Genomic DNA, 13370 nt, shown 5'->3' with positions numbered 1-13370 from the left:
TTCTGCTTTAGGTTTCTCCGCAACGGCAGCCTTTTCCGCTTTGGGTTCAGCTACAGCGGGAGCTTTTTCAGCCGGTGCCATTTCTGCCGCTATTTCGGCAATCTCGGCCACCGCAGCTTCTTCGCCGGAAGCCATTGCGCTTGCATTTGCTTCGCTCGAAACAATCTGCTCGACCGGAGGAGCAACAGCTGCTCCGAGATCTGCGCCAGCTGCAACCGAAGCGTCCTGGCCGCCCTTGGTTGCGGCAGCCGCAACGGATTCGCAATAGAGGCGAATTGCACGTGCGGCGTCATCATTGCCCGGTACCGGGAAAGCGATGTTGCTTGGATCAACGTTCGAATCGAGAATCGCGACAACCGGAATACCCAGAACATTGGCTTCCTTGATGGCGAGTTCTTCCTTGTTGGCATCGATCACGAACATGACATCAGGAATGCCGCCCATGTCACGGATACCACCAAGCGAAAGCTCCAGCTTGATGTGCTCGCGCGTCATCTGCAGGACTTCTTTCTTGGTAAAGCCAGCGGTGTCACCACCGAGCTGTTCTTCCAGGGTTTTCATCCGGCGGATCGAGTTGGAAATGGTTTTCCAGTTGGTCAGCATGCCGCCGAGCCAGCGATGGTTGACAAAATGCTGGCCGCTTGCGCGGGCTGCTTCAGCGATCGGCTCTTGCGCCTGACGCTTGGTACCGACGAAAAGAACCTTGCCGCCAGCCGAAACGGCATTGGCGATAAAATCGAGCGCCCGTGCGAACAAGGGCACGCTCTGCGAAAGGTCTAGAATATGGACACTGTTGCGGGCGCCAAAGATGTACGGTTTCATCTTTGGGTTCCAGCGGTGGGTCTGGTGGCCGAAATGCGCTCCGGCTTCAATCAATTGCTGTAGGGTGACGACAGGGGCCGCCATAATATTTCTCCTTATCCGGTTATGCCTCTGGAAAGCTGAGAACCTCGAACGGCCTGAAAGACCGCTATTGGCACCGGTATGAGTGCTTTCCATGTGGAATGAGCGTGCCGTTAAGGCGAAGCGGAGCAGAATGCAACCCTAAACTGGCGATGACCGGAACGCGAGCGAGCCAACAACATGCTGAGTCAAATTGATTGCAGATATCTGACGGGAGACGAGCCGATATTGCTCATGTGCTCCGCGGCCGCATAAACTGGCATAGCGTTTTTGTCATTTCATTATTCCAAGAATTCATTGGTAATGATGCCCACGTCCCATATCAAGTAGGCCGTTAAAGCCGTTGGAATCGCGTGTAACAAAGAACAGTGTTTTCAGCTTTAGCCGTCAGTCGTCGTCCGCTCTAGTTCTCGGCGCGACTGCGCAGCCGGGAAAGCCCAAGAGGCTATCTGTTGCCGAGAATTACTCTATTCTTATCCTGCTGGCCTGCAAACGGAGTGGAAACATAAAATGACAAGGGAAAAGATTCCTGAAACTGATAACGTTGCGACGGAAGCAGTTATGCGATCGCAAATCGCACAACAGCTGGGGATCATGCTGATCAAAATAGAGACTCTTCCGAACACCGAAATTGTTGCTATTCGGGTTGCAGAAGCGATCAGTGCCTTGGATGAGGCCGACACGGCGTAAACCGCTCTATGATTTGACGGTCTATGTGTGTGCCTTGCCTACCGATCGACGATATAAGTGCCATGTTGCGTGCCCGAGCACCGGAAGCACGACGAGGAGCCCCAGGAAAAGCGGGAGCATGGCAACAAACAGGGCAATCGCGATCACGGCAGCCCAGATCAGCAAGACGAACTTGTTCGATCGCACCGTCGCCAGGCTCGCAATGATTGCGGTTATAAAATCAACCTCGCGATCTACCAGCATCGGCAGGCTGACGACCGTGATCGCATAAAATGCCAGCGCCATCAGCGCTCCGGCGATACCGCCAACCAGCAACATCATCAACCCCGCGCCGGTACGGAACAACTCGATAGACTCGGATCCTATGCCGGATTCCGCCAGGAAAATCGCAAAAATACCGTGTGCGACCATGATCCAGAAACCGAATCCGACAAACAGAATAACGCCCATGCTCAATATCTGTTCGTCGCCGCGCCCGCGCAAAGCACCTAGAATGGCTCGCCAACTCATCGGAATGGCAGACTCACGGCGGCGGCTAACTTCATAAAGCCCGACGGCGACAAAAGGCGCCAGAAGTGGAAATCCCGCCGCAGCCGGGACTAACCAGGCGATCTCGCCGCGGACGAAAAGTGCAAAATAGATAAACATCCCCGCGATTACATAGATAGCGGCGAAAAACAGCCCGAATGCAGGAAACGCCTTATAATCACCCCAACCTGCTGCAAGCGCAGCGCGAAGGTCACTAACCTTGAGATCGCTTGCAACCACCACCGGCGCAACCTGATCTTGCTTGTCCTTACTCATGGTGTCCCCTCCCTGCGGAAACATCAGCAAAGAGTGCATCAATTCATGCGCTACATCAAGTCTTACCAAGCCTCGGCCGGTTGCAATACTGCCAACACGCAACCTTTCGGATTCGGCCGCGTATCTTCATTATGTTACGAATAGCGCTTGACAATGAGAACATATATGGAACATTATGAGTTCATTGATAGAACGAATGGAATTTTGACATGCTAAGTTTTGCAATCTCTACTCTTTTTGCGCTCGCCTTTTTCGGCTCCGCCACGGTCATCGCGATGATGTTCGTTCAATATCGGGGCAAGATCGTCAGCGTCATTCAAAGCGAGTTGAAAGCCGACCAGTCTGCAGCAGTGTCACGACCAACGGCATATCGCCACCGGACAGTCAAAGTGTCGCAGCTTATGAACCAGCATCGTTCGTTGCAGTCCGCTCCGCTGCGCGTTGCCGCCTGACTTTTGCGTAACTTCTCACACTGAACGGAATCAACGTCAGATAGGCGATACTGATTGCAGTGAGCATGATCCAGGGAGCGTTGATCAAGGCGACGCCGAGCAGCGCGATCACGGCAATCCCCTCGAGCCGGATGTTCTTGCGTAAACGCAGCGAAGACCAACTGAAAGTTGCCGTGTTGGATATCATCAGAAAAGCGATCAGCACAATCCAGGGTGCCACCACCGCATAATGGCGGAAAATTGGCAGATCGGTTATCATCCACAAATATAGCGGCAACATCGCCAGACCGGCACCCACCGGGGCCGGAATGCCGGTCAGAAAACCGGCTGACTTGTGCGGTTGGTCCTCATCATCGATCAACGCATTGAAGCGTGCCAGCCTGAGCGCACAACCGACTGCCATAGTGAGCGCCAACACCCATCCAAATTGTGGCATGTACTGAGTGGACCAGAAGAACATCACCAGCGCAGGCGACACACCGAAAGCAATGACATCGGACAATGAGTCGAGTTCCGCCCCAAAGCGGCTCTGCGCATTCAAGAGTCGGGCAATTCGGCCATCGAGGCCATCCAATATCCCGGCGAGAACAATCGCTGCGGCGGCCAACACCCAATTGTCCATATAGGCGAAACGGACACTGCTCAAACCCACGCAAAGTGCCAACGCGGTCACCGCATTCGGAACAAAGGCTCGCAAAGGTATGCCTCTCTCGGGTCTTTTCATGGAGCCCTTTTCAGCCATCAATTTTGCTGCGATCGATCATCGGCCAGACCGATGATCATTGGCCGACGCCTTCAATCTCTTTCATCTGACCGATTATTGCGATCACGGTTTCTCCGGCAATGGTCCGTTGCCCCAACACGACATTTGGCTCTGTCCCCTTGGGCAAATAGACATCGACACGGCTGCCGAAACGAATCAGACCGATTCGCTGTCCGACAGCGACAAAATCGCCTTCCTTGACAAAGGCCATGATCCGCCGGGCCACAAGGCCTGCAATCTGTGTAAATCCAACCTTGAGTCCGTCAGTGCGTTCAACCAGAAAATGCTGCCGCTCGTTTTCCTCGCTCGCCTTATCAAGATCGGCATTCAGAAACTTGCCGGAAATATAGGCCTGCCTCTTTACCGTTCCTTCGATTGGGGTGCGGTTGATGTGAACATCGAAGACACTCATGAAAATCGAGACGCGGACAAGCTCTTCATCACCCAGCCCACCTTCACCCTGCAATTCCACCGGTGGTTTCACCGGCATGATCAGGTTCACCAGACCATCGGCTGGAGCAATGATGTATTTTTCGTCAAGCGGTGTAACCCGCTTCGGATCGCGGAAAAACGCCAATACCCACGCGGTAACGGCCGCCATCGGCCAGGCCAGGGTTTCCCATGCCATGATAGCGAAAAAAGCGGTTATGAGTCCGGCGATGACTGCAAATTTGCGGCCTTCGGGGTGGACCGGCGGGAAAGACCACTTGGCTTCTCCCAGCCCTTTGTTTGAATATTTCTCAATTGCCATGGGTGCTACTTAGAGACGGCCCATTAATCTGACAACACTCCCGTTGATTTATCGGAAATTTGTCAATCCGGTTTCACTCAACCGCAGCAACTCTAGGTTGAACAAATGACAATCTTTGCTAAGAGGCTGGCAACATCATTCTTCCTTTTTCTCCCGTTTCAGGAAAGTCCAAGCGATATGTCGAAAATCAAGGTCAAAAATCCGGTCGTCGAAATTGACGGTGACGAAATGACGCGGATCATCTGGCAATGGATTCGCGAGCGGTTGATTGAGCCCTATCTCGACATTGATCTGCATTATTATGATCTTTCAATCGAAGTCCGCGACGACACCAATGACAAGATCACGGTCGATGCGGCCAATGCGATCAAGAAACACGGCGTCGGCGTCAAATGCGCGACGATCACGCCGGACGAAGATCGGGTCGAGGAATTTGGTCTGAAACGGATGTGGAAATCGCCGAACGGCACGATCCGCAACATATTGGGTGGCGTTGTGTTCCGGGAACCGATTGTCATCGACAATGTGCCCCGTCTTGTTCCGGGCTGGACCGATCCGATCGTTGTCGGCCGTCATGCTTTCGGTGACCAATATCGTGCAACCGACTTCAAGGTTCCGGGGCCGGGCAAGCTGCGGCTGATCTGGGAAGGCGACAATGGCGACAAAATCGACGAGGAAGTATTTCAGTTCCCCTCCCCCGGCGTTGCCATGGCGATGTATAATCTCGACGACTCGATTCGCGACTTTGCTCGCGCATCGATGAACTATGGCCTCAACCGCGAATGGCCGGTCTATCTGTCGACCAAGAACACGATCATGAAAGCCTATGACGGGCGCTTCAAGGATCTGTTCGAAGAAATTTTCGAAGCCGAGTTCAAGGACAAGTTTGACAAGGCCGGTATCACTTACGAACATCGTCTGATCGATGACATGGTCGCTTCGGCGATGAAGTGGAGCGGCAAGTTCGTCTGGGCCTGCAAAAACTATGATGGCGACGTCCAGTCGGACACAGTCGCGCAGGGCTTTGGTTCACTCGGCCTGATGACGTCGGTATTGATGACACCGACCGGCGACTGTGTCGAAGCGGAAGCAGCGCATGGTACGGTTACCCGCCATTATCGCCAGCATCAGCAGGGCAAGGCGACATCAACCAACCCGATCGCATCGATCTTTGCCTGGACCCGCGGCCTGATCTATCGCGGCAAATTTGACAATACACCAGATGTCACGCGCTTCGCCGAAACCTTGGAGCGCGTCTGTATCCAGACCGTTGAAAATGGTGACATGACCAAGGACCTCGCGATCCTTATCGGCCCAGACCAGTCGTGGATGACGACCGAACAGTTTTTCGAAGCGGTTCGTTCCAATCTCGAAAAAGAAATGGAAAACTGGAAATAGTCATTCCGGAATGATGGGTGCTTCGGGCGATTGAATAGTCTCTCGCCCGAACCCCAGTCCGATGACCCGACCGGGAATGCGCCGTAACAACGGTACCCGGTTTAATATCCTCAAAGGCAATAACGGCTTTTCGATCGGCTTCGTGCGCCGCAATAGCGGAGCGATCACCCTGTCCTGCGCCAGTTTCTGCACGGCCTGCATCCGCCGCACCGGCTTTATCCTGCGGGCATAGACTTGCCGCAACAGCGAATCGGGATTTTCTCCCGCCGCCATCGGACCGGCCAATATATTGGCCGCCGTCACCGCGTCCTGCACTGCCATATTGATACCGACACCGCCAATCGGCGACATCGCATGAGCCGCATCGCCAATCGCCAGCAAACCCGGGCGATGCCAGCGCTCCAGTCGGTCGAGCGCTACTTCCAGTATCTTCACCTGATCCCAGCTGGTTATCTGATCAAACGCCGCGCCCAGATCGGGAACCAGCGAGCGCAAGCCGGCGCGAAACGCCTCCAGCCCGGCGGCTTTCACTTCGCCTGCCTGCCCCTTGTTGAAGACATAGGCGCATTGATAATAATCCTGACGATCAATCAACACCATGAACCGGCCCGCTTGCACGGCTCCAAAAACGTCACCGCCCTTTCCCTTCGGCTTGTCAACGCGAAACCAGAAAACATCCATCGGCGCGCCTATGTTCCGCAGCGGCAACTTCGCTTTGCCGCGCAACACCGATCTTCTGCCGTCGGCGGCAATGACCAGCTTGGCGACCAGCTTCTGTCCGTCGCGGGTCTCGACACCGCATACACGCTCAGCCTTGCCATATAATAGATCGACCGCTTCGGTTTTCATCCGCAAATCAAAACCGGGATAATGTTTTGCCTTGGTCGCGATGAAATTGAGCAAATCCCATTGCGGCATCATCGCGACATAGGGGGCAGCTACCGGCAAATAGCGAAAATCCACCGCTTTCATCTGGCGCCCCGCGATGTGGATGGATGCCTGTTCCAATTTGCTATGCGGCAATTGCAGCAAGTCATCCAGCATTCCCAGTTGATGAAAGAGCTCCAGCGTCGATGGATGAACCGTATCCCCGCGAAAATCCCGAAGAAAATCAGCATGTTTTTCCAGCACAGCCACTTTCAATCCAGCACGAGCGAACAACAATCCCGCCATCATCCCCGCAGGACCGCCACCCACGATCACAATGTCGCGATCAATATCGATCATTCGCATTCTCCGTCACGTAAGCTGCTGACAAATAGCATCGTTCGCGTATAGAGTCGCCCCATGCACAGTCCTCTCGACAATCCGGTCTTCATTGACGCCATCGTAATCCTGGGAGCCGCAGGAATCATCATTCCTGCTTTTGCCCGTTTTCGCATCACGCCGATTATCGGGTTCATCCTGGTCGGCATATTGCTCGGCCCGTCCGGGCTTGGCTCGCTGCAGGGCCAATATTCATGGCTGCAATTTGTCACGATCAGTGATCGCGAGGCAATAGAGCCGTTCGCCGAAATGGGGATCATATTGCTGCTCTTCTCGATCGGGCTGGAATTGTCATTCAAGCGGCTCTGGTCGCTACGCCGCCTGGTCTTCGGTGTCGGTGCCGCGGAACTGCTGGCTTCGGGCTTGATAATCGGATCTGTTCTATATCTTCTCGGCCAGAATTCTGCCGGCGCTCTAGGATTGGGCCTGGCATTGGCGCTTTCATCGACCGCTCTGGTGCTGCCCATGTCCGGTACCAAAAGCCCAGTCGGCAGGGCAGCTCTGGCCATGCTTCTGTTCGAAGATGTCGCCATTGTTCCGATCATTTTCCTTCTCGGCGCTATCTCGCCTGCAATAACGGCGGATGGCGGATGGGGTGATCTGTGGCGAACGCTTTTGCTAGGCGGTGCGGTCATTATAGGCATGCTCGTTCTCGGGCGGCTGCTCCTGCCGCGAATTTTTGCGCAAGCCGCGCGGACCAAGAGTCCCGAACTGTTTCTCGCGGTAAGCCTGCTGGTCATCATCCTGGCCAGCCTGGCGACAGCCGCGACCGGATTGTCACCAATTGTCGGTGCCCTTCTCGCCGGCCTGCTTATCGCAGAAACCGAATATCATGGTGAAGTCGAAGTCATCACACAGCCGTTCAAGGGCCTGGCTCTGGGTGTGTTTCTGATCACCGTCGGCATGCAGGTCGACATCCGGGTTGTGCTTGAAAACTGGGCAAGCCTGATCACCGCCGTTGTCGGCGTGGTTATGGTGAAGGCGATCGTCACCGGTGGCCTTCTTCGCTTTGCCGGCGCCCGTGCCGGTACCGCGACCGAAGCCGGAGTATTGATGGCCAGTCCCTCCGAAACCACATTGATTGTACTGGCTGCGGCAACGCAAGCGCAGTTGATCCAGCCACAGACAGCGGCATTCTGGCAGATTGTGACCGCTATAGGCCTGACGATCACGCCGCTTCTCGCCCGGTTCGGCCATGACATCGCGCGACGTATGGAAATGCGCAGCGGTGGTGGCGCGGCTCCCGACGAATTGCCGGTGGAAGCCCAGCAGACGATCATCATCGGCTTTGGCCGGGTCGGCAAGCTGATCGCCGATCTTTTGACGACCCATAATCAGAAATATCTCGCGGTGGACACCAACATTGACACCGTCGCCAAAGCGCGCCGCGAGGGCTATCCGATCATGTTCGGCAATGTGTCTCGAAACGAAATGCTCGACCGTTTGCGGCTCGGCCATGCAAAGGCTCTGGTGCTGACGATGGACGAGCCGGTTTTGTCGGTACAGATCGTCAAAAAGGTCCGCGCCTGGGTGCCGGACCTACCGATCATTGCCAGAGCGCGGGATATCGAACATGCCGCTGAACTCTATCAGGCCGGCGCTACCAATGCGGTGCCCGAAGCGCTCGAAGGATCGTTGCAATTATCGGAAGCCGTGCTTGTCGAGAATGGCGTTGCGATGGGCCCGGTCATCGCCTCTATCCATGAACTGCGCGATATCTACCGGAAGCAGATTCAGGAAGACGGTGATCTGGAGCAGGAACCCAAGCTAAAATCCATGTCCACTTTGACCGGGCAGGCCACGGCCGACGACTTGGTACCGGACGGCCTCAGCCCGCAAGAACAGTCCTGATAGCGGCAATGGCATCATCGGCTTTGGCGCCATCGGGACCACCGCCCTGTGCCATGTCCGGACGACCGCCACCGCCCTTCCCGCCAACCGCAGCTACACCAGCCTGAACCAGATCGACAGCGCTCAACCGCTCGGTCAAGTCATCGGTCACACCAACCGCAACAGTTGCACGGCCGTCGTTGACCGCCACCATCGCGCTCACGCCGCTGGTCAGCTGCTTTTTAGCCTGGTCAACCAGACCGCGCAATTCCTTGGGATTCAGCCCCTGAATAACCTTGCCGCTAAACGCGACTTCACCAATGGTTTCGGTCTCCGTTGCTTGCGCGCCACCGCCGTCGCCGGCCAGTGCCAGCGCGGTTTTCGCCTCGGTCAATTCCCGGTCGAGCTTCTTGCGTTCTTCGACCAATATGGCGACGCGATCAGCGGCTTCTTCCGGAGAGGCCTTGAGCGTCGCGGCAATCGACTTGAGCTTGGCATCACGGTCAGCAAACCACAGGCGCGCCGCTTCACCGGTCAGCGCTTCGATTCTTCTGACACCACTGGCCACTGCGGATTCCGAGACGATGACCATCAGACCGATATCGCCCAACGCTTGGACATGCGTCCCGCCGCATAGCTCTACCGAATAATCCAGACCAGCTTCCAGACCCATCGAAAGCACGCGGACTTCATCGCCATATTTTTCGCCGAACAGCGCAAGCGCTCCAGCCTCGACGGCTTCATCAGGGCTCATCAGGCGTGTGGTAACCTGACTATTGCCGCGAATCTGCGCGTTCACGTCAGCTTCCACGGCTTTTATCTGGGATTCAGTCAGAGCCGACAGATGCGAGAAATCGAAACGCAGGCGATCGGCAGCAACCAGACTACCCTTCTGGGTCACATGGTCGCCGAGATGGTGCCGCAACGCCTTGTGCAGCAAATGGGTGGCGCTGTGATTGGCCCGGAGCGCGGTGCGCCGGTCATTATCCACTTTTAGGTGGACCATGTCCCCGACCGACACCGAACCCGATTTGATTTCAATCTGATGGGCATGCAGGCGTCCCAGCGGCTTTCTGGTATCGGTTACGCTGGCCGCGAATCCGTCCGCGCCGGAGACTTGACCAGCGTCGCCCATCTGTCCGCCGCTTTCCCCGTAAAAAGGCGTCTGGTTGGTCAGCAGAGTGATGACGTCGCCGCTATGCGCGGCTTCGATCTCTGCGCCATCCTTGACCAGCGCAACCACGAGACCCTCGCCTTCCTCTGACGTATAGCCGGTGAACTCGGTACTGCCTTCCCGCTCGGCAATATCGAACCAGACAGCATCAGAGGCCTGATCGCCAGATCCTTTCCACGCGGCACGGGCAGCGGCTTTTTGCTCCGCCATCGCCTTGTCAAAGCCATCGCGATCAACACCCAGCGATTGGGCACGAAGCGCGTCTTCGGTGAGATCGTATGGAAAACCGAATGTGTCATAAAGTTTGAACGCGGTTGCGCCGGGGAGAATATCGCCCTCGCCCATTCCGGCAATTTCCGCGTCGAGTAGTTTCAGGCCGTTGGCCAAGGTCTGCCGGAAATTGGTTTCTTCCCTCAGAAGGGTTTCTTCGATCAGCGGCTTGGCCCGGATTAGTTCGGGAAAGGCGTTGCCCATTTCGCCGGTCAACGCGCCAACCATCCGGTGCATCAACGGATCCTGCGAACCCAGCAAATGGGCATGGCGCATGGCGCGGCGCATGATCCGGCGCAGCACATAGCCGCGCCCCTCGTTGGACGGCAGAACGCCGTCGGCAACGAGAAAGGATGATGCGCGCAGATGGTCTGCAATCACCCGGTGGCTGGCCTGACCGTCACCGGTGGTGGCTGTGCCGGTCAGCGAACCGGATTCAGCAATCAGCGCCTTGAAAAGATCGATTTCGTAATTGTCGTGCACGCCCTGCATGACGGCGGCAACACGCTCCAGCCCCATGCCGGTATCGATAGACGGTTTGGGCAGATCCACGCGATCGCCTTCGCCGCGCTGGTCATATTGCATGAACACCAGATTCCAGATCTCGACAAAGCGATCGCCGTCTTCATCGGGACTGCCCGGAGGACCGCCGGCGATATGGTCGCCATGATCGTAAAATATCTCGCTGCACGGGCCGCAAGGTCCGGTATCGCCCATCGACCAAAAATTGTCATCGGTGGCTATGCGAATGATCCGCTCGTCCGGCAGGCCGGCAATTTTCTTCCACAGGTCAAAGGCTTCGTCGTCGGTATGATAAACAGTGACGGTTAGCCGGTCCGGAGAAATGCCCCAGACCTTTGTAATCAGGTCCCATGCATGATGGATGGCCTGTTCCTTGAAATAGTCGCCAAAGGAGAAATTGCCGAGCATTTCGAAAAACGTATGATGCCGCGCGGTATAGCCGACATTGTCGAGATCATTATGCTTCCCGCCGGCGCGAACGCATTTCTGACTGGAAGTAGCCGTGGAATAAGGGCTTTTCTCCGCACCAGTGAAGATATTCTTGAACGGGACCATCCCCGCATTGATGAACATCAGCGTCGGATCATTATAGGGAATGAGCGGCGAAGAGGGGACAATCTCGTGACCCTGAGCAGCGAAATAGTCCAGAAAAGACCGTCTGATATCATTGGTGGTTTGCATGAATTCGACTTAGGCGAGCGATCTGCCGTTGACAATCCCGAGAATGGATCAAAACCTAATCCCGCCAGCAGGTAAGACGGGTTGCCCCGTCTGCGGATCTACCCGCAAAAGCGGGGTTCTAGCAAAATACTATCAAGCGAATGCATAGGGACCGCCCTTTTCAAGCGCGGTTTGATATTGAGGCCGCGAATGGATCCGGTCCAAATAGGCCTTGAGGTTGGGAAACTCCTCCAGCCCCAAACGGGTGCCGGCTGCCTCGATTGGAAAGCTCATCATGATATCTGCCGCAGTGAGGGTGTCACCAGCAAAATAATCACGGGATTCGAGTTCGGTTTCCAGCCATGCCAACGGTTCCGTCACCATCCGCTGCACTGCACCGCGTGCAGGCAATCCAAGCAAGCCCAGGCGGCCGACCACCAGGGACGCATATAACGGCGGCATCAGCGAGGCCTCGGCAAAGTGAAGATATTGTGTGTACAGCCGCGCACCTCTTTTATCATTGGGTGCACCAAGTTTGCCGCCGGCCTTGTCGACCAGATATTCCACGATCACCGCAGTCTCGATAATCACGTCACCATCATCCTCGATCATCGGCGACTTGCCGAGGGGATGGATAGCTTTCAGACTGTCTGGCGCCTTGCTGGTTTTGGGGTCGCGTTCATAGCGCTTGATTTGATAATCCAGACCGAGCTCCTCCAGCAACCAGATTATCCGCTGCGAACGGCTGTTTTCGAGATGATGGAGGGTGATGGTCATTGCTATATTGGCCTTCCGGAAAGCTCAAAGTTTGTCAAAGTTGGGGCCAACGAAGCGTTGTAAGCAGCCAAATGTCAATCTTTTCCAACATTTTGGCCGTCCGCTATTGATGGAGAATGCCAAAAAAAAATGGGCCGTCCTTGCAGTCGGGGGACAGAAGGACGACCCTATGCCAGGGATCGCCTCGGGGGAGAGTGATCCGGCAAATCTTGTAATATTCTGGTTTCTCCGTTTCTCCGTCTCAGCGCAAGGCGGGTCAGCGGAGGCGGTCTCCGACCGGGAGGTGCGGCCATCAAAGCGGGTCACCGCCATGATGGTCCGATCACCTATTCAGCATCATCACCGTCATCGGCCTTGCCAATCGGCCCCGTCATCATTTCCTCGGCCACTTCTTCCTGTTTGCCGCGAATCTGATTTTCCAGCTTGGCCATCATCTCCGGATTTTCCAGAAGAAAGCGTTTCGAATTTTCACGTCCCTGTCCGATACGAACCGAGTCATAAGAGAACCAGGCGCCCGATTTTTCGACCACACCGGCTTTCACGCCCAGATCAATAATCTCGCCGACCTTGGAAATGCCCTGGCCGTACATGATATCGAATTCGACCTGTTTGAACGGCGGTGCGACCTTGTTCTTGACCACTTTGACCCGGGTGGTATTGCCGACGATATCGTCGCGTTCCTTGATCTGGCCAGTGCGCCGGATGTCGAGCCGGACCGAAGCATAGAATTTCAGCGCATTGCCGCCAGAGGTGGTTTCCGGATTGCCGTACATCACACCGATTTTCATGCGGATCTGGTTGATGAAAATCACCATGCATTTGGAGCGGCTGATCGAACCGGTCAGCTTGCGCAGCGCCTGACTCATCAAACGGGCTTGCAAGCCGACATGGGTATCGCCCATTTCGCCTTCAATCTCAGCGCGCGGAACCAGAGCGGCAACCGAATCGACAACCAATATGTCGATCGCATTGGACCGAACAAGTGTATCGGTGATCTCCAGCGCTTGCTCACCGGTATCGGGCTGGGAGATGATCAACTCGTCGGTATTGACGCCCAGCGCTTTGGCATAGACCGGGTCGAGCGCATGTTCCGCGTCAACAAAGGCAGCC

At 55.7% G+C, this 13370-nt stretch carries 11 protein-coding genes and 1 pseudogene; 4 read left to right on the top strand and 8 right to left on the bottom strand.

What is annotated here, in order from left to right; all coding sequences use genetic code 11:
• Positions 1-159: 159 nt before the first annotated feature.
• Positions 160-906, bottom strand: a pseudogene (gene rpsB / locus WBM93_RS03840) (30S ribosomal protein S2); the annotation flags it as partial.
• Between the two features lie 507 nt (positions 907-1413).
• On the opposite strand from rpsB, the gene WBM93_RS03835 reads away from it, so the two are divergent.
• A complete protein-coding gene (locus WBM93_RS03835) occupies positions 1414-1593 on the top strand; it encodes a hypothetical protein (RefSeq protein ID WP_424428383.1) in 180 nt (59 codons plus the stop codon).
• Between the two features lie 21 nt (positions 1594-1614).
• Here WBM93_RS03835 and WBM93_RS03830 read toward each other — a convergent pair whose 3' ends face one another.
• The gene (locus tag WBM93_RS03830; protein ID WP_424428380.1) at positions 1615-2397 is read right to left on the bottom strand and encodes a DUF2189 domain-containing protein; all 783 of its coding nucleotides are present in this window, start codon (positions 2395-2397) and stop codon (positions 1615-1617) included.
• A 209-nt stretch (positions 2398-2606) separates the two neighbouring features.
• Here WBM93_RS03830 and WBM93_RS03825 point away from each other — a divergent pair, with 209 nt between their 5' ends.
• On the top strand, positions 2607-2849 hold the full coding sequence (locus WBM93_RS03825; protein ID WP_424428377.1) for a hypothetical protein: 243 nt from the start codon (positions 2607-2609) through the stop codon (positions 2847-2849).
• On the opposite strand, the gene WBM93_RS03820 is transcribed toward WBM93_RS03825, so the two are convergent.
• Together WBM93_RS03820 and WBM93_RS03815 are read right to left on the bottom strand one after the other, a co-directional pair.
• Positions 2797-3591, bottom strand: coding sequence for a CDP-alcohol phosphatidyltransferase family protein (locus tag WBM93_RS03820; RefSeq protein ID WP_424428374.1), 795 nt, complete (start codon positions 3589-3591; stop codon positions 2797-2799). The two genes, WBM93_RS03825 and WBM93_RS03820, sit on opposite strands and share 53 nt — an antisense overlap.
• A 37-nt stretch (positions 3592-3628) precedes the next feature.
• Positions 3629-4363: a phosphatidylserine decarboxylase gene (locus WBM93_RS03815; protein WP_424428371.1), complete on the bottom strand. Its 735-nt coding sequence runs from the start codon at positions 4361-4363 to the stop codon at positions 3629-3631.
• A 177-nt stretch (positions 4364-4540) separates the two neighbouring features.
• Here WBM93_RS03815 and WBM93_RS03810 point away from each other — a divergent pair, with 177 nt between their 5' ends.
• Positions 4541-5761: an NADP-dependent isocitrate dehydrogenase gene (locus tag WBM93_RS03810; protein ID WP_424428368.1), complete on the top strand. Its 1221-nt coding sequence runs from the start codon at positions 4541-4543 to the stop codon at positions 5759-5761.
• Here WBM93_RS03810 and WBM93_RS03805 read toward each other — a convergent pair whose 3' ends face one another.
• Complete coding sequence (locus tag WBM93_RS03805; RefSeq protein WP_424428365.1) at positions 5762-6988, bottom strand: FAD-dependent oxidoreductase; 1227 nt, start codon at positions 6986-6988, stop codon at positions 5762-5764. It abuts the gene before it with no gap.
• Positions 6989-7048: 60 nt separating this feature from the next.
• Between WBM93_RS03805 and WBM93_RS03800 the strand changes: the two genes are divergently transcribed.
• Positions 7049-8878 (top strand): cation:proton antiporter, encoded by a 1830-nt coding sequence (locus WBM93_RS03800; protein WP_424428363.1) that lies wholly within the window; start codon positions 7049-7051, stop codon positions 8876-8878.
• Here the strand turns inward: WBM93_RS03800 and alaS are convergent.
• The 3 genes from alaS to recA form a co-directional block, all read right to left on the bottom strand.
• Positions 8856-11504: an alanine--tRNA ligase gene (gene alaS / locus WBM93_RS03795; protein ID WP_424428360.1), complete on the bottom strand. Its 2649-nt coding sequence runs from the start codon at positions 11502-11504 to the stop codon at positions 8856-8858. The two genes, WBM93_RS03800 and alaS, sit on opposite strands and share 23 nt — an antisense overlap.
• 132 nt (positions 11505-11636) lie before the next feature.
• Positions 11637-12260, bottom strand: coding sequence for a glutathione S-transferase family protein (locus WBM93_RS03790; RefSeq protein ID WP_424428357.1), 624 nt, complete (start codon positions 12258-12260; stop codon positions 11637-11639).
• A 326-nt stretch (positions 12261-12586) separates the two neighbouring features.
• A partial coding sequence (recA, locus tag WBM93_RS03785) for a recombinase RecA (RefSeq protein ID WP_424428354.1) occupies positions 12587-13370 on the bottom strand: 784 nt, incomplete at its 5' end.

It is taken from the genome of Parasphingorhabdus sp. (genome assembly GCF_049667325.1).
In the GTDB taxonomy this organism is placed as follows: Bacteria; Pseudomonadota; Alphaproteobacteria; order Sphingomonadales; family Sphingomonadaceae; genus Parasphingorhabdus.
Note: the sequence above shows the minus strand (reverse complement) of the source record. Positions and strands in the feature narration are given on the sequence as shown.